Source organism: Streptomyces sp. NPDC001410 (assembly GCF_042895235.1).
In the GTDB taxonomy this organism is placed as follows: Bacteria; Actinomycetota; Actinomycetes; order Streptomycetales; family Streptomycetaceae; genus Streptomyces.
Genome location: NZ_JBIAWE010000008.1, coordinates 187322 through 204085, shown reverse-complemented (window position 1 = coordinate 204085; position 16764 = coordinate 187322). Strand labels below are relative to the sequence as shown.

Here is a 16764-nt window from a genome sequence, read left to right as displayed (position 1 = left end):
GCGCCGCCACCGCCACCGCCCGGCGGGGGCGGGGGGGGGGGGGGGGGGGCGGGGGGGGGGCCCCCCCCCCCCGCCCCCCCCGGGGGGGGGGGGCGGGGGGGGGCGGCCGCCGCGGCCCCCCCGCGGCCCCGTCGTAGCCTGTGCCCGGTCCGGACGCGTAACGTGCCGGGCATGAAGATCCTGATCAGTGCGGACATGGAGGGTGCCACCGGTGTCACCTGGCCGGCCGACGTGCTCCCGGGCACACCGCAGTGGGAGCGGTGCCGGTCCATGTTCACCTCGGACGTGAACGCCGCCGTGCTGGGCTTCTTCGACGGCGGCGCCGACGAGGTGCTCGTCAACGAGGCCCACTGGAGCATGCGCAACCTGCTGCTGGAGCGGCTCGACGAGCGGGTCGAGATGCTCACCGGGCGGCACAAGGCGCTGTCCATGGTGGAGGGCGTGCAGCACGGTGACGTGGACGGCATCGCGTTCGTCGGCTACCACGCGGGCGCCGGCATGGAGGGCGTCCTCGCCCACACCTACCTGGCGAACCAGATCACCGGGGTGTGGGTGAACGACGTCCGCGCCAGCGAGGGCCTGCTCAACGCGCATGTCGTCGCCGAGTACGGCGTACCGGTCGTGCTCGTCACCGGCGACGACCTGGCCTGTGAGGACGCCCTCGGGTACGCGCCCGAGGCGCTGAAGGTCGCGGTCAAGGACCATGTGTCCCGGTATGCGGCGGTGTGCCGTACGCCGTCCCGGACCGCCACCGACATCCGCGCCGCCGCCAAGGAGGCCGCGCGGCTGGCCGTCCGGCACGAGCCCGTGCACGGCGGGCCGTTCACCGTCGCCGTCGAGTTCGACGCCGAGCACCTGGCGATGGCGGCGACCGTCGTCCCGGGTGTCGCGCGCATCGGCGAGCGGAAGGTGGCGTACACCAGCGACACCATGTACGAGGGAATCAGGACCTTCAAGGCGGTCACCACGATCGTCTCGGCCGCGGTGGAGGAGCAGTATGGCTGACGAGCAGGCGCTGGACGAGGTCGTGGAGTTCACCTCCGGCCTGATCCGGATCGACACCACCAACCGGGGCGGCGGCGACTGCCGGGAGCGGCCCGCCGCCGAGTACGCGGCCGAGCGGCTGGCCGGAGCCGGCCTGGAACCCCTGCTGCTGGAGCGGACGCCGGGGCGGACCAACGTCGTCGCCCGGATCGCGGGCACCGACCCGTCCGCCGACGCCCTGCTCGTGCACGGCCATCTGGACGTGGTGCCGGCCGAGGCCGCCGACTGGAGCGTGCACCCGTTCTCGGGCGAGATCCGCGACGGTGTCGTGTGGGGGCGCGGCGCCGTCGACATGAAGAACATGGACGCGATGATCCTCGCGGTCGTCCGCTCCTGGGCCCGGCAGGGCATCAGGCCCCGCCGCGACATCGTCATCGCGTTCACCGCCGACGAGGAGGCCAGCGCCGAGGACGGTTCCGGGTTCCTCGCCGACCGGCATCCCGAGCTGTTCGAGGGCTGCTCGGAGGGCATCAGCGAGTCCGGAGCCTTCACCTTCCACGACGGCTCCGGGCGGCACATCTACCCGATCGCAGCAGGGGAGCGCGGCACCGGCTGGCTGAAGCTCACCGCGCGTGGCCGGGCCGGACACGGCTCCAAGGTGAACAAGGAGAACGCGGTGACCCGGCTCGCCGCCGCCGTCACCCGCATCGGCGAGTACGAGTGGCCGTTGAGGCTCACCCCGACCGTCCGGGCCGCGCTCACCCAACTCGCCGCTCTGTACGGCTTCGAAGCGGACTTCCGGAATGTGGACGGGCTGCTGGAGAAGCTCGGCCCGGCCGCCAAGCTGGTCGAGGCGACCGTGCGCAACAGCGCCAACCCGACCATGCTGGACGCCGGTTACAAGGTGAACGTGATCCCCGGGGAGGCGGTCGCCTTCGTGGACGGGCGCTATCTGGCGGGCGACGAGGAGGAGTTCATCGCCACCCTCGACCGGCTCACCGGGCCGGACGTGGACTGGGAGTTCCACCACCGGGAGGTCGCCCTGCAGGCGTCCGTGGACTCGCCGACCTTCGCGAAGATGAGCGCGGCCGTGAAGGAGTTCGCCCCTGAGGGGCACGTGGTGCCGTACTGCATGTCCGGCGGCACCGACGCCAAGCAGTTCTCACGGCTCGGCATCACCGGCTACGGCTTCGCGCCGCTGAAGCTGCCCGAGGACCTCGACTACCAGGCGTTGTTCCACGGCGTCGACGAGCGCGTCCCCGTGGAGGCGCTGCACTTCGGCGTCCGGGTGCTCGACCACTTCCTGCGGACGGCCTAGGCGATGGGGGACGAGGTGCACAAGCAGGCGTACGGTTCCTGGCCCTCGCCCATCGACGCGGCGCTGGCCGCCGCGCACGACGGGCACCCGGAGTGGGTGGGCTTCGTCGGGGACGAGGTCTGGTGGACCGAACCCCGGCCCGCCGAGGGCGGCCGCCGGGCGCTGGTGCGGCGGCTGGCCGACGGCAGGGAGGAGTCGCTGCTGGCCGCGCCGTGGAACGTGCGCAGCCGGGTCATCGAGTACGGCGGCCTGCCCTGGACCGGGGTGATGCGGGACGACGGGCCCCTGGTGGTGTTCACGCACTTCGCCGACCAGCGCCTGTACCGGTACGAGCCCGGCGGCGAGCCGCGCCCGCTGACCCCCCTCTCCCCGGTGGGCGGCGGGCTGCGCTGGGCGGAGCCGCAGGTGGACCTGGCCCGCGGCGAAGTGTGGTGCGTGTTGGAGGAGTTCACCGGGGACGGCCCGGACGACGTACGGCGCGTCCTGGCCGCCGTACCGCTGGACGGCTCGGCCGCCGACGACCGGGTCGCCGTACGCGAACTCACCGACGCAGGGCACCGGTTCGTCACCGGCCCCCGGCTCTCGCCCGACGGGCGCCGGGCCGCGTGGCTGGCCTGGGAGCATCCGCGGATGCCGTGGGACGGCACGGAACTGCTCGTCGGCGAGGTCGGCGACGACGGCACCCTGCACACCGTTCGCCCGGTCGCGGGCGGGCCGCAGGAGGCCGTCGCGCAGGTGGAGTGGGATGCGGCCGGCCGTCTCCTGTACGCCAGCGACCGTGGCGGCTGGTGGAACCTGTACCGGGACGGCACCCCGCTGTGCCCGCGCGAGGAGGAGTTCGCCGGGCCGCTGTGGAAGCTCGGCCTGCGCTGGTTCGCGCCGCTGGACAACGGGCTGATCGCGGTCGTCCACGGTCGGGGCGCGACGGCGCTCGGGATACTGGATCCGGAGTCCGGCGAGGTGGTCGACGCCGCCGGACCCTGGACCGAGTTCGCGCCCAGCCTCGCGGCCGACGGCGGCCGGGTCGTCGCGGTCGGCGCCAGCCCGCGCACCGGGTACGAAGTGGTCGAGCTGGACATCAGGAGCGGACGCGCCCGTGCGATCGGCGCCCGGCACCGGGATCCGGTCGACCCGGCGTACTACCCCGAGCCGCTGATCCGCACCTTCACCGGACCCGGCGGCCGCGAGGTGCACGCCCACGTCTACCCGCCGCACCACCCGCGCCGCACCGCCCGCGACGGCGAGCTGCCGCCCTACGTCATCTGGGCGCACGGCGGCCCCACCAGCAGGGTGCCGCTCGTGCTGGACCTGGAGATCGCCTACTTCACCTCGCGCGGCATCGGGGTCGTCGAGGTCAACTACGGCGGCTCCACCGGGTACGGCCGCGCCTACCGGGAGCGGCTGCGCGAACAGTGGGGGGTGGTCGACGTCGAGGACTGCGCGGCCGTCGCCCTCGCCCTCGCCGAGGAGGGCACCGCCGACCGTGCCCGGCTCGCGATCCGGGGCGGCAGCGCGGGCGGCTGGACCACCGCCGCCTCCCTGACCACGACCGACGTGTACGCCTGCGGCACCATCGTCTACCCCGTCCTCGACCTGGCCACCTGGGGGCCGGGGGAGACCCATGACTTCGAGTCGCGGTACCTGGAGTCGCTGATCGGCCCGCTCACCGAGGTGCCCGCGCGGTACGCCGAGCGTTCGCCCACCGCGCACGCCGACCGGCTCACCGCGCCCTTCCTGCTGCTCCAGGGCCTGGACGACGTGATCTGCCCGCCCGCTCAGTGCGAGCGCTTCCTCGCCGGGATCGAGGGCCGGGGCGTGCCGCACGCCTATCTCACCTTCGCGGGGGAGGGGCACGGGTTCCGTCGCGCCGAGACCATGGTCCGCGCGCTGGAGGCCGAGCTGTCCCTGTACGCTCAGGTGTTCGAGTTGGATGTGCCGGGTATCCCGGAGTTGGAGTTGCGCACGTGAGAGAGCTGGTGCGGCCCGCCCGGCTGGCCCCCGGGGCACGCGTGGCCGTGGTGGCCCCCAGCGGGCCGGTGCCCGAGGAGCGGCTGCAGGCCGGGCTAGACGTGCTGCGCGGCTGGGGCCTCGACCCGGTGGCCGCACCCCATGTGCTGGACCGGCACAGCGAGTTCCCCTACCTGGCGGGCACGGACGCCGACCGTGCCACCGACTTCCAGCGGGCCTGGTGCGACCCGGCGGTGGACGCGGTCCTGTGCGCCCGCGGCGGGTACGGCGTCCAGCGGATGATCGACCTGCTCGACTGGGAGGCCATGCGGGTGGCCGAGCCGAAGGTGTTCGTCGGATTCAGCGACATCACCGTCCTGCACGAGGCCTTCGCCACCCGCCTCGGCCTCGCCACCCTGCACGGGCCGATGGCGGCCGGCATCGACTTCATCAAGAACGAGCGGGCCCAGGCGCATCTGCGGTCCACGCTCTTCGAGCCGGAGGCCGTGCGCACCGTTGCCTCCGGCGGCACGGCCCTCGTCCCCGGCCGGGCCCGCGGGGTCACCCTCGGCGGCTGTCTCTCCCTGCTCGCGGCGGAACGCGGCGCCCCGCACGCCCGCCCGTCGGCGAGCGGCGGGCTCCTGTGCCTGGAGGACGTGGGCGAGCAGACGTACCGGCTGGACCGCTACGTCACCCAACTCCTGCGCGCCGGCTGGCTCGACGGGGTGCGCGGGGTGCTGCTCGGCTCCTGGGCGGAGTGCGATCCCTACGAGCGGGTGCGGCCCATGCTCGCCGACCGCCTCGGCCCGCTGGGTGTCCCCGTGGCCGAGGAGTTCGGATTCGGTCACTGCGAGGGCGCGCTGACCATCCCCTTCGGCGTCGCGGCCGAACTCGACGCGGGCGCGGGCACGTTGACACTGGAGGAGCCCGCACTGCGCTGAGATTCCTTTTTCGTGTTGGCGGATGTGGTGGAGGCGCGGGGCTGACGCGACGGGAACCTCTCACCGCTGCCCGGCAGTCGTCGGTCTCGCGCCGGCCCTGCTCACCAGCCAGGTGCCGAGCGCCGCCAGGAGGGCCGCCGCCAACGCGTACACCGGCAGCCAGAGCGTCGTCGTGGACGCCAGGCAGTCGTTGACGGCGTGCTGGCTCTCGTCGCTCTGCGCGTACGCCAGTGCGGCGCCGTCCTGGCCGTCCAGGTCGCTCAGGGCGGCCTGCGCCTGGATCGCCGCGTAGCTGCCCAGGTGGGCGCACTTGGTGCGGGTGCCCGGCATCGGGAAGAACCAGGCCCAGCGTTGCATGGCGGGGGCCACCGCGAGGGCCACGCACAGGCCGACGACCAGCGAGTAGGCCGTCAGGCACCGCACGTACGCGGACCTCGCGCCGGGCGTGGGGACCGGCGGGCGGGTGAAGGAGAGGATCACCGCGAGCAGTGTGACGCCGATGTAGGAGGAGAACCACTGCCACGAGCCGGAGGCGAGCGCGAATGCGAGCACGCCGGCGAGCGCGGTGCCCAGCACCCCGGCCCGATTGCCGGCTCCCCGGTCCGCGCCGGTGGGCACGGAGCCCTGGGCGTCTGGGCGGCTGCGGTCGTCCATGCTCTCGCCTGCCTGGCTCGGGGCCATCAGTGTCCGACGGCAGGCCCCTTCGGGCCTTCGCACGGCTTACCTGTGTTCAGCCTGACAGCCGAGCGGTACGACCTGATCATCGACTTCAGCCAGGTGCCCATGGGCACGAATGTCAGACTGACGAACTACCACGCGCCGGTCCACTACCCCGGCATGCCGGGCGAGGGACCGGAAATCCGGGAAATCATGGAGTTCCGGGTCACCAAACCATTGTCCGGAGGCGCGGACAGGACGAGGCCGCCCAAGGAACTCAGGCTGCCGAAAGTCGCATCCGTCAAGCCGAAACCGCACACCCGTCGGCGGCAATGGGTCGTGTACCAGCACAAGCTCTTCAGGTCCATGACGTTCAACGCGGTGCCGTTCATGGAGCCGTCCCAGGACTTCATCAAGGAGGGCTCGACCGAGATCTGGGAGTACATCAATCCCAACCACGACGCCCACCCCATGCATGTCCACCTCGTCAACTTCCAGGTGTTGGAGAGGCAGCCGATCGACGCGGCCGCCTACAACGCGGATTACGAAAAGTGGATCGACGGTGGCCGCAAACCGAAGGATCTGCCGGTGCTGGAGAACTATTTCACCGGCCCGCCGATTCCGCCGGACCCGGACGAAGTGCGGTCCAGCAAGGACACGTTCAAGTCCTGTCCGGAGACGGTGACCAGAATCATCATTCAGGAATTCACCCCGCCGACGGCTACGATCGCGTCGATTCCGGGCAGCGGTACCGAGCTCCCGGCGACGTACATCCACCACTGCCACATTCTCGAACACGAAGACGACGACTTGATGCGCCCGTGGACGATCGACGGCCATGGCGACCACGGCGGCGGCCACGGTCACTGACGGATCGATTGGCCCGGGTGTTCGGCGGGAACCACTGAGACCCGTAGCTGTCGAGAGAGCCAGGGCAGCGGCTCTCCAGCTCGCGCTGCGACCGGTACACGTAGGCTGGCGGGATGCCGCACACCGCATCCCGCTACCTCGCCGAAGGCCCCCGCGTGGGCATCCGCCCCTTCACCCTCGACGACGGTCCCGAGTTCACCGCCCGGGCCAGGGAGAGCAAGGACCTGCACCGGCCGTGGCTGTTCCCGCCGGACACCGACGAGGGCTACGCCACCTACGCCGGCCCGCTCATCAAGGACCCGAGCCGCGCCGGGTTCCTCGTGTGCGAGAAGGACACCGGGGACATCGCCGGGTTCATCAACATCAACAACATCGTCCGCGGCGGCTTCCAGTGCGGCGCCCTCGGCTACGGCGCCTTCGCCCACGCGGCCGGCCGGGGGCTGATGCGCGAGGGCCTCGACCTGGTGATCGGGTACGCGTTCGGACCGCTGGGGCTGCACCGGCTGGAGATCAACGCCCAGCCCGACAACACCGCCTCCATCGCACTGGCCCGTGGCGCCGGCTTCCGCCTGGAGGGCTTCTCACCCGACATGATCTTCATCGACGGGGCCTGGCGGGACCATGAACGCTGGGCACTCACCGCCGAGATGCGCGACCCCGCCTAGGGCCTGTCCGAGCGCCTTTGCGCAATCCTGACCGGCAGCGCCCCTGGCCGACTTCCCGCACCCCGGGTTCCATGGTCGACGTGACGAGGATCCGACGTGAGGTACTGACCCTGCCCGCCGCGCAGTTGGGACCCGACAACCCCCTGCCCCCGCTCCGGCAGCTCGACGAGGTCCACCGCATCGACGGCCGCGAACGGGACGACATGCCCCGGGACATGGCCCGGCAGCTCGGCTACGAGCCACTGCACAGCCTGCTGCCGGTGCGCGTCCGTGACGGGTACGGCAGAACCCGCGAGCCCCGCACCTTCGACGCCCTGGTGATCGAGAACGACCGGCTGCGCGCCACCGTCCTGCCCGGCCTCGGTGGCCGGATCGTCTCCCTGGTCCACCTGCCCACCGGACGCGAACTCCTCTACCGCAACCCGGTGTTCCAGCCCGCCGACTTCGCCCTCAACGGCGCCTGGTACTCCGGCGGCATCGAGTGGAACATCGGCGCCACCGGCCATACCACCCTCTCCTGCGCCCCCCTGCACGCCGCCCGTGTCTCCGCCCCCGACGGCGGCGAGATGCTGCGCCTGTGGGAGTGGGAACGGCTGCGCGACCTGCCCTTCCAGGTCGACCTGTGGCTCCCGGAGGGCTCCGACTTCCTGTACGTCGGCGTCCGGATCCGCAATCCGCACGAGCGCCCGGTGCCCACGTACTGGTGGTCCAACATCGCCGTGCCCGAGGAGCGCCGGATCCTCGCCCCGGCCGAGGAGGCCTGGCAGTTCGGCTACGAGCGCCACCTGCGCCGGGTGCCCGTCCCCTCGTACGACGGCATCGACCGCACCCACCCCCTCAACAGCCCCTACGCCGCCGACTACTTCTACGAGGTGCCCGACGCCCGGCGCCGCTGGATCGCCGCGCTGGACGCGGACGGGCACGGGCTGGTGCAGACCTCCACCGACGTGCTGCGCGGCCGCAAGCTGTTCGTGTGGGGCAGCGGACCCGGCGGCCGGCGCTGGCAGCAGTGGCTGACCGAGCCCGGCACCGGCGGCTACTGCGAGATCCAGGCGGGCCTCGCCCGCACCCAGCTGGAGCACGTCCGGCTGGAGCCGGAGAGCGAGGTGTCCTGGCTGGAGGCGTACGGCCCGCTCGACTCGTCCGCCGAGGACGAGTGGGCGGCGGTCGTCCAGGGCGCCGAGGAGCGGCTCGCCGCGGTGCTGCCGCGCGCCCGCGTCGAGGAGGCGCACGCGGCCTGGAAGCCGTACGCCGACACCGAACCCGGCGAGATCCTGGCCACCGGCTCCGGCTGGGGCGCGCTCGAAGTCCTGCGCGCCGACTGGAAACTGCCCGGCACACCCTTCCCCGAGTCCACCCTCGGCGAGGCACAGGCGCCCTGGCGGGAGCTGCTGCGCACCGGCTCCCTGCCCGAGCCGCGCCGGGTCCGGCCGCCCGGTGAGACGCTGGTCGCCCCGCACTGGCGGGACATGCTGGAGACCACGCCCGCCACCCCGCACACCGAGTACCACCTCGGCGTCGCCCAGTGGCACGCCGGCGACCGCGCCCAGGCGGTCCGCAGCTGGGAACGCGCCCTCCCGCTCGCCCCGTCCCTGTGGCCCCTGCTGCGCTGCCTCGCCGTGGCCGACCAGGAGTCCGGCCACCACGAGCGGGCCGCCGAACGGTACGCGGAGGCCTTCGACGACCTGTGCCGCGAGCGACGCGACGACGGCGAGGCCTGGACGGCCGCCGTGGCCGCGCTCGGCCGGGAGGCCCTGGAGGCGCTGCTCAGGGCCCGGCGGACGGCGGACGCCCGCGCGGTGTGGGAGCGGCTGCTGCCCGCCGTCCGGCGGCGCGGCCGGTTCCGGCTGCTGGAGGCCGAGCTGCTGCTCGCCGAGGGGCGGCGCGCCGACGCCCGGGCCGTCTTCGACACGGGCTTCGAGGTCGCCGACCTGCGGGAGGGCGCGGAGGTGATCGGCCGGCTGTGGGCCCGGCTCACCGACGAGCCCCTGCCCGCCCGCTTCGACTTCCGGATGCGCCCGGACACGACCTGAGCGGCCGTGCGGCTCAGCCGCCGTGGTCGACGTACTCGAAGACCGAGCCGTCCGGGTGCACCGCGAGCAGGTTCCGGCCCACCGGCGTCGGCACCGGCCCCGCGACGATCCGGGCGCCCAGCTCCGTGAGCAGCCGGTGGGCCTCCTCCACGTCCTTCACGGCGATCGTGGCCGCCACCTTGCGCAGCAGCTCCAGCTCGGCCTCGGGACCGCTCATCAGCAGAAAGGAGCCGATCGCGGCGACCTGCACGCCCCCGCGTTCGAACCGGAGCGCTCTGCCGCCCGCGAGACGCTCGTAGAAGGGGATCGCGGCTTCGAGGTCGTCGACGCAGATGCGCAGCGAGGCGCCCAGAATCTCCATGCGGACGAGCCTAGTTGGGGCGGGCGGGCGCGCACAGGCCTGGGCCGTGGCCGACGCTGTTACGCATCGTGTGCGGCGGGTACCCGCAGTTCATGGAGCACATGGATCACCTGGAACATCTGGACAAGCACCTCGTCGAAGAGCTGGCTCAGGTGGCACGCGAGACGGTGCGCGACGAGCTGCGCGAGCAGACCCGCAGACAGCGCCGCACCGCCCTGCTCTACGCCGCCTCGGGCGCCGCCGCCCTGTACGCGGGCGGCGCGCTCGCGCTCGCGCTGGGCCTCGGCCTCGCCACAGGCCTGCCCGGCTGGGCCGCCGCGCTGATCACCGCGGCGCTCCTCGGCGTCATCGCCTACGTGCTGCGCGGCGCCGCCCACCCGAAGCGCCCGCATGCGGCCGCCGCCCCGCCCGGTGGACCCGGCACGCCGTACCCGCCGATGCCGTCCGAGGCCCCCCTCCGGCCGGACATCGACCCCGAGGGCCCGCACCACCGGGCCTGACCCCCGCAGGGCACGACCGACCCGCACCGGCGTCCGGGTGAGGTGAGCGGCGTTTGGGTGGCGCGGCCCCGGTTACGCGGAAAGCCTCGGAGGAGCCACACCGCCGGAGGCACACCGTGAGTCGACCACGCGTCGTGATCGTCGGCGCCGGTTTCGCCGGGTACCGGGCCGCTCGCACCCTCGCCCGTGTGACCCGGGGCCGTGCCCTGATCACGCTGCTCAACCCGACCGACTACTTCCTGTATCTGCCCCTGCTGCCCCAGGTGGCCGCCGGGCTTCTGGAGCCCCGCAGGGTCACCGTGTCGCTCCCCGGCACCCTGCGCGGGGTGCGGCTGCTGCTCGGCGAGGCGCACGGTGTCGACCTGGACGGCTGCACCGTCCACTACACGGACCCCGAGGGCGGCAGCGGGGTGGTCGGCTACGAGCGGCTGGTGCTGGCCGTCGGCAGCGTCAACAAGCTGTTGCCGATCCCGGGCGTCGCCCGGCACGCACACGGGTTCCGCGGGCTGCCCGAGGCCCTGTACCTGCGCGACCACGTGACCCGGCAGGTGGAGCTGGCCGCCACGGCCGACGACCCCGCGGTCCGCGCCGCCCGGTGCACGTTCGTCGTGGTCGGCGCGGGCTACACCGGCACCGAGGTGGCCGCGCAGATGCAGCTGCTCACCGACAGCCTCGCGCGCCGGCACCACGCCGGGCGGCCCCGCTGGGTCCTGCTGGACACCGCACCCCGGGTGCTGCCGGAGCTGGACGAGCGGCTCTCCCGCACGGCGGACCGGGCGCTGCGGGCGCGCGGCGTCGACGTACGGACGGGGACCTCCGTGAAGGAGGCCACCCGGGACGGGGTGCTGCTCACCGACGGAGAGTTCGTCGAGTCACGGACCCTGGTGTGGTGCGTCGGGGTCCGGCCGGATCCGCTGGTCGAGGTCGTCGGACAGCCGCTGGAGCGGGGCCGGCTGATCGTCGATCCCTACCTCCAGGTGCCGGGGAACGCGGACGTGTTCGCCTGCGGGGACGCGGCTGCCGTACCGGATCTGCAGCACCCGGGAGAGTTCACGCCCATGACGGCCCAGCACGCCTGGCGGCAGGGCCGGGTGGCCGGTGAGAACGTGGCCGCCTCGCTCGGCCTCGGCCGGCGCCGGCGCGCCTACCGCCACCGCGACCTGGGCTTCGCCGTCGACCTCGGGGGCGTCCGGGCCGCCGCCAACCCGCTCGGCATCCCGCTCTCCGGGCTGCCGGCCGGCGCGGTCACCCGCGGCTATCACCTGGCCGCGCTGCCCGGCAACCGCGTCCGCGTCGCCGCCGACTGGCTCCTGGACGCCGTACTCCCGCGCCAGGCCGTCCAGTTGGGCCTCGTCCGGTCCGGGGCGGTGCCCCTGGAGGCGGAGGCCGCGCCCCAGCCCGCTCCCCAGCAACCCCCCGAAGGAGACTCATGAACACCGCCGAACTCGCCGAACTCGGCCAGCAGTTGCGCGTAGACAGTGTGCGGGCCGCCGCCGCGGCGGGCTCCGGGCATCCGACCTCCTCGATGTCCGCCGCCGATCTGATGGCCGTCCTGCTCGCCCACCATCTGCGCTACGACTTCGAACGCCCCGAACACCCCGCCAACGACCGGTTCGTGCTCTCCAAGGGACACGCCTCGCCGCTGCTGTACGCCGCCTACAAGGCGGCCGGTGTCATCGAGGACGGCGAGCTGGTCACCTTCCGCAGGATCGGCAGCCGTCTCGAAGGGCACCCGACCCCGCGGCGGCTGCCGTGGGTGGAGACGGCCACCGGCTCGCTCGGCCAGGGCCTGCCGGTCGGTGTCGGTATCGCGCTGGCCGGCAAGCACCTGGACCGCGTCGGCTACCGGGTGTGGGTGCTGTGCGGGGACAGCGAGCTGGCCGAGGGCTCGGTGTGGGAGGCCGCCGAACACGCCGCGTACGAGCACCTGGACAACCTGACCGCGATCGTGGACGTCAACCGGCTCGGCCAGCGCGGCCCGACCCGGCACGGCCACGACCTGGACGCCTACGCCCGCCGCTTCGCGGCCTTCGGCTGGCACACCATCGAGGCCGACGGACACGACGTCGAGGCGATCGACCGGGCCTACGGCGAGGCGGTGGCGCGGACCGGGCAGCCCACGGTGATCCTCGCCCGCACCCTCAAGGGCAAGGGCGTCGCCTCGGTCGAGGACCGCGAGGGCCTGCACGGCAAGCCGCTGCCCGAACCCGAGGAGGCCGTCGCCGAACTCGGCGGACCGCGCGATCTGCGCGTCCGCGTCGGCGAGCCGCCCGCCGCCGCGACGCTCCGCTCCCTCACCACCGAGGTCGTCCGACTGCCGCACTACGACAAGGGGGACGAGGTCGCCACCCGGGACGCCTTCGGCAAGGCCCTCGCGGCGCTCGGCACCGCGCGCGGCGACGTCGTCGCCCTGGACGGCGAGGTCGGCGACTCCACCCGTACCGAGGTGTTCGCCAAGGAGCACCCCGACCGCTTCTTCGAGTGCTACATCGCCGAACAGCAGCTCGTCGCCTCGGCCGTCGGCATCGCGGCCCGCGGCTGGGTGCCGTACGCCGCCACCTTCGCGGCGTTCCTCACCCGCGCCCACGACTTCCTGCGGATGGCCTCGATCAGCGGCGCCGGCATCAACCTGGTCGGCTCGCACGCGGGGGTCGCGATCGGTCAGGACGGGCCCTCGCAGATGGGCCTGGAGGACCTGGCGATGTTCCGGGCCCTGTACGGCTCGACCGTGCTGTACCCGTGCGACGCCAACCAGACCGCCAGGCTGGTCGCGGAGATGGCCGGACTCGACGGCATCCGCTACCTGCGCACCTCGCGCGGCGCGACCCCGGTGATCTACGGCCCCGAGGAGGAGTTCCCGGTCGGCGGCAGCAAGGTGCTGCGCTCCGGTGAGCGGGACCGGCTGACGCTCGTCGCGGCCGGCGTCACCGTGCACGAGGCGCTCGCCGCAGCCGACCGGCTCGCCGAGGAGGACATCGAGGTACGGGTGGTCGACCTGTACTCGGTCAAGCCCGTCGACGTGGAGACCCTGCGCCGGGCCGCCGAGGAGACCGGCTGTCTGGTGACCGTCGAGGACCACCATGAGCAGGGCGGCCTCGGCGACGCCGTCGCGGAGGCGTTCGCCGACGCCCGGCCCGTGCCCCGGCTGGTCCGGCTCGCGGTGCGCACCATGCCCGGCTCGGCAGCGCCCGACGAGCAGCTGCACGCGGCCGGCATCGACGCCGCGGGCATCGCGACAGCTGCGAAACTGCTGGTCGAGGAGGCGGTTGTGCGCTGAGCGAGGCACGCCCATCCGTCCATGACGCGGCCGAGCCCGCCGAAGGAGGCCCCATGACCGGACTGCGCTACGTCTACGCCGTCTGCCGCCCGCTCGGAGCGCCCCTGCAGGCCGAGCTGACCGGCATCGGAGGCGCCCCGCCGGCGCTGCTGCACCACCACGGGCTGGTCGTGGTCGTCAGCACCGTCCCGGAGAGCGACTTCTGCGAGGAGGCGCTGCGCGCCCGCCGGGAGGACCACGACTGGCTGGACGCGACCACCCGCGCCCACCGGGGTGTGATCGACGCGCTCACCACCGTCACCACCCCGCTGCCGCTCAGACCCGTCACCGTCTTCCGGGACGACAGCGGGGTGCGGACGATGGTCGAGGCCCGCGAGGACGACTTCCGGCGCGTCCTCGACCGGCTGGAGGGCCGGGTGGAGTGGCGCGTCAGGGCCCATGTCGAAAGCGGCGAAAGCGATGCCGGCGAGCCCGCCGCGCCCGCCCGGGCCCTGCACGAGCGGCTCTCCCGGCACGCCGAGGACTCCCGGCTGCACCCCGCGCCCGCCGGAACACTCGACGCGGCCTATCTGGTGCGCCGGGCAGACTCCGAGGAGTTCGTGGAGCTGGTGGACCGCGCGAAGGCCGAGGTGCCCGGAGTGCGGGTGCACCTCACCGGGCCCTGGGCGGCCTACTCGTTCTCCGGGGAGTTCAGCGACGACGAGCCGTGACCGCCGTCTCCTCGCGTCTCCTTGCGGCACAGGATCTCCCCGTGCAGGACGGTGAACCAGCCGTCCTCCCGCCGGCCCCACTCGCGCCACGCCTCCGACACCGCCCGCAGCTCCTCCGCCGTGGCGTGTCCGCCCTGCGTGGCGCGGTCGGCGTAGGCCGAGGCGAGGGTGCGGTCCGCCCACAGCGCGCTCCACCAGGACCGCTCCTCGGGGGTGGCGAACGTCCAGGTGCCGGAGGTGGCCGTGATGTCGGTGAGGCCCGCGGCCAGTGCCCAGGCCTTCAGCCGGCGCCCGGCGTCGGGCTCGCCGCCGTTGGCCCGGGCGACCCGCTCGTACAGGTCCAGCCAGTCGTCCAGGCCCGGCACCGCCGGATACCAGGTCATCGCCGCGTAGTCCGCGTCGCGTACGGCGATGGACCCGCCCGGCTTCGTCACCCGGTGCATCTCGCGCAGCGCCTGCACCGGGTCGCCCACGTGCTGGAGCACCTGGTGGGCGTGGACCACGCAGAAGGTGTCGTCGGGGTAGTCCAGGGCGTGCACGTCGGCGACCGCGAAGTCCACGTTGGCCAGGCCGCGTCCGGCCGCGGTCTCCCGGGCCTGCTCCAGGATCCCGGGCGCGTGGTCGACGCCGGTGACATGGCCGTCGGGGACCAGCTCCGCCAGGTCGGCGGTGATGGTGCCCGGGCCGCAGCCGATGTCCAGGATCTTCATGTGGGGCTTCAGCGAACCGAGCAGATAGGCCGCGGAGTTGACGGCGGTCCGCCAGGTGTGCGACCGCAGCACCGACTCGTGGTGCCCGTGCGTGTAGACGGCGGTCTCCTGCGATGTCGGCATGACTGAACTCCCCTGTCCGAGCTTCTGGTCCGAGCTTCTGGTCCGAGCTTCTGTCGCTACGCCTCACCGTATGTCTGCATGTCGAATAGTGAGAACTGTGTATTGAGATGTGGACTGACTGGGTGTCAGAGACCGTGCAGTGGGCGGTACACCGTGAGCGCTTCGGGGAGCTTCTCCAGCGTCACTTCACCTGCCACCTCGGTGACTTCGCCGTCGTGGGCGAAGAGCGTGCCGGGTGCCACACCCGCGATGTGCAGACGGCTCACCTGGACCGCCGCATGCGCGGGGGAGCGGGTCAGCGGGCCGGCCAGCGCCGCCGCCAGCAGGCGCAGTGCCGGGCGGCGGCCGCCGTGCACCACCCGCACGTCGAGCTGCCCGTCGGCCAGGTCGACGCGGCGGCCGGGGGCGAGGCCCATCCGGTGGTAGGTGCCGTTCCCGGCGAACAGCAGCCACAACGGGCGTACCTGGCCACGGAATTCGGCCTCCATCGGATGCCCGTGCGCGCGCAGCACGCGCAGTGCCGCGAGCACGCCGGCCGGCCAGCCGCCGATCCGGCGCGACCAGTGCTCCCGCTCCCGCACCAGCTCCGGATACACGCCCAGACTGCACGTGTTGAGGAAGATGCCCCGCCTGTCGCCGCAGGTGAACCGGCCGACGTCCACGCGCACCGCCTCGCCCCGCCGGACCGCCCGCGCGAGGCCGCGGACGTCCTCCACACCGAGGTCGTAGGCGAAGTGGTTCAGGGTGCCGCCGGGCAGCACCGCGAGCGGCAGGCCGTGGCGCAGGGCGACCTCGGCGGCCGCGTTCACCGTCCCGTCCCCGCCGCACACGCCGAGCACCCGCGCACGCGCCGCCGCCTTCTCCAACTCGACCGACACATCCTCCGGTTCGCACTCGACGACCTCGGTGCGCGGCAGGCCGAGGCGCAGGGTGCGCACGCGGTCCGCGGTGCCCGAGCCGGCGTTGGCCACGACGACCAGCCCCGCCCCGTCCGGCAGCGCCGGGACCTCGGCGCGGGGCCGGGCCGGCGGCACGACCTGGGCGCGAGTCGGCACCAGGCCCCGTACGGCGAACGCGGCACCCGCGCCCAGAACGGCGCCCACGAGCACGTCGCTCGGGAAGTGGACGCCGGTGTAGACGCGGGAGAGCGCGACGGACCAGGCGACGGGAGCCACCGCCGCGCCCCACGCGGGCGACTCCAGGGCGACGCCGGTCGCGAACGCGGCCGCCGACGCGGAGTGACCGGACGGGAACGACGTGGTGATCGGCTGCCGCTTCAGGTGCCGGACCAGCGGGACCGGATCCAGGACGGGCCGGGGGCGGCGCACCGAGCGCTTGCCGAGCGTGTTGATGACCAGCGAGGCCAGGCCCAGCGACGCCAGCCCGCGGGCGGCCGCCCGGCGGGCCCGCGGCGTACGGCTCGCCGCCATCGCGGCCGCCGTCGCGAACCACAGCACGCCGTGGTTCGCGCTCCGGCTCAGCCGCGGCAGCACGGGCTCGGCGAACGGCCAGTGCTGGTCCGCCGCGAACTCGAACAGCCGGCTGTCGAGCGCGAGCAGCCGCTGGCGCAGGGGATGCGGGCCGGGCTCGGCAACCGTGAGATCGACGTCTGGGCTCATAGGGTGCCGGGTACCCTGAACCGGACGTTTCCTGACCGGCGGGCGATGA

General features: G+C 73.5%; 15 protein-coding genes. 11 read left to right on the top strand and 4 right to left on the bottom strand.

Annotation, left to right across the window (positions count from 1 at the left end; translation table 11 throughout):
• The first annotated feature begins 171 nt into the window (after positions 1–171).
• The 4 genes from ACFY3C_RS19230 to ACFY3C_RS19215 are packed head-to-tail and all read left to right on the top strand — an operon-like array spanning position 172 to position 5190.
• Positions 172–1005 carry a M55 family metallopeptidase gene (locus ACFY3C_RS19230; protein WP_386576071.1) on the top strand — a complete coding sequence of 278 codons (834 nt, stop codon included), beginning with the start codon at positions 172–174 and terminating at the stop codon, positions 1003–1005.
• Positions 998–2302, top strand: coding sequence for a M20/M25/M40 family metallo-hydrolase (locus ACFY3C_RS19225; RefSeq protein ID WP_386576070.1), 1305 nt, complete (start codon positions 998–1000; stop codon positions 2300–2302). The genes ACFY3C_RS19230 and ACFY3C_RS19225 overlap by 8 nt, the downstream gene beginning before the upstream one ends.
• 3 nt (positions 2303–2305) lie before the next feature.
• Positions 2306–4270 carry an LpqB family beta-propeller domain-containing protein gene (locus ACFY3C_RS19220; RefSeq protein ID WP_390771581.1) on the top strand — a complete coding sequence of 655 codons (1965 nt, stop codon included), beginning with the start codon at positions 2306–2308 and terminating at the stop codon, positions 4268–4270.
• On the top strand, positions 4267–5190 hold the full coding sequence (locus ACFY3C_RS19215; protein ID WP_390771580.1) for an LD-carboxypeptidase: 924 nt from the start codon (positions 4267–4269) through the stop codon (positions 5188–5190). Before ACFY3C_RS19220 ends, ACFY3C_RS19215 begins: the two co-directional genes overlap by 4 nt.
• 60 nt (positions 5191–5250) lie before the next feature.
• Here the strand turns inward: ACFY3C_RS19215 and ACFY3C_RS19210 are convergent, their stop codons facing one another.
• On the bottom strand, positions 5251–5844 hold the full coding sequence (locus ACFY3C_RS19210) for a hypothetical protein (RefSeq protein WP_390771579.1): 594 nt from the start codon (positions 5842–5844) through the stop codon (positions 5251–5253).
• 72 nt (positions 5845–5916) lie between these two features.
• On the opposite strand from ACFY3C_RS19210, the gene ACFY3C_RS19205 reads away from it, so the two are divergent.
• From ACFY3C_RS19205 to ACFY3C_RS19195, 3 genes are all read left to right on the top strand, one after another.
• Positions 5917–6717, top strand: coding sequence for a multicopper oxidase domain-containing protein (locus ACFY3C_RS19205; RefSeq protein WP_390771578.1), 801 nt, complete (start codon positions 5917–5919; stop codon positions 6715–6717).
• 113 nt (positions 6718–6830) lie between these two features.
• The gene (locus ACFY3C_RS19200; protein ID WP_390771577.1) at positions 6831–7382 is read left to right on the top strand and encodes a GNAT family N-acetyltransferase; all 552 of its coding nucleotides are present in this window, start codon (positions 6831–6833) and stop codon (positions 7380–7382) included.
• Positions 7383–7453: 71 nt separating this feature from the next.
• The gene (locus ACFY3C_RS19195; protein ID WP_390771576.1) at positions 7454–9415 is read left to right on the top strand and encodes a DUF5107 domain-containing protein; all 1962 of its coding nucleotides are present in this window, start codon (positions 7454–7456) and stop codon (positions 9413–9415) included.
• 13 nt (positions 9416–9428) lie between these two features.
• Here the strand turns inward: ACFY3C_RS19195 and ACFY3C_RS19190 are convergent, their stop codons facing one another.
• Complete coding sequence (locus tag ACFY3C_RS19190) at positions 9429–9776, bottom strand: VOC family protein (protein WP_386576063.1); 348 nt, start codon at positions 9774–9776, stop codon at positions 9429–9431.
• Between the two features lie 92 nt (positions 9777–9868).
• Here ACFY3C_RS19190 and ACFY3C_RS19185 point away from each other — a divergent pair, with 92 nt between their 5' ends.
• The 4 genes from ACFY3C_RS19185 to ACFY3C_RS19170 all read left to right on the top strand — a co-directional run bounded on the left by ACFY3C_RS19185 (position 9869) and on the right by ACFY3C_RS19170 (position 14263).
• On the top strand, positions 9869–10276 hold the full coding sequence (locus ACFY3C_RS19185) for a phage holin family protein (protein WP_390771575.1): 408 nt from the start codon (positions 9869–9871) through the stop codon (positions 10274–10276).
• Positions 10277–10392: 116 nt separating this feature from the next.
• Complete coding sequence (locus tag ACFY3C_RS19180) at positions 10393–11709, top strand: NAD(P)/FAD-dependent oxidoreductase (protein WP_390771574.1); 1317 nt, start codon at positions 10393–10395, stop codon at positions 11707–11709.
• Positions 11706–13553 carry a transketolase gene (locus tag ACFY3C_RS19175; RefSeq protein WP_390771573.1) on the top strand — a complete coding sequence of 616 codons (1848 nt, stop codon included), beginning with the start codon at positions 11706–11708 and terminating at the stop codon, positions 13551–13553. Before ACFY3C_RS19180 ends, ACFY3C_RS19175 begins: the two co-directional genes overlap by 4 nt.
• 53 nt (positions 13554–13606) lie before the next feature.
• Positions 13607–14263 (top strand): GvpL/GvpF family gas vesicle protein, encoded by a 657-nt coding sequence (locus ACFY3C_RS19170; RefSeq protein WP_390771572.1) that lies wholly within the window; start codon positions 13607–13609, stop codon positions 14261–14263.
• Here the strand turns inward: ACFY3C_RS19170 and ACFY3C_RS19165 are convergent.
• Positions 14224–15096, bottom strand: coding sequence for a class I SAM-dependent methyltransferase (locus ACFY3C_RS19165; RefSeq protein WP_390771571.1), 873 nt, complete (start codon positions 15094–15096; stop codon positions 14224–14226). The genes ACFY3C_RS19170 and ACFY3C_RS19165 overlap by 40 nt on opposite strands.
• A gap of 125 nt (positions 15097–15221) precedes the next feature.
• The gene (locus ACFY3C_RS19160; RefSeq protein ID WP_390771570.1) at positions 15222–16715 is read right to left on the bottom strand and encodes a bifunctional phosphatase PAP2/diacylglycerol kinase family protein; all 1494 of its coding nucleotides are present in this window, start codon (positions 16713–16715) and stop codon (positions 15222–15224) included.
• Between the last annotated feature and the right edge of the window lie 49 nt (positions 16716–16764).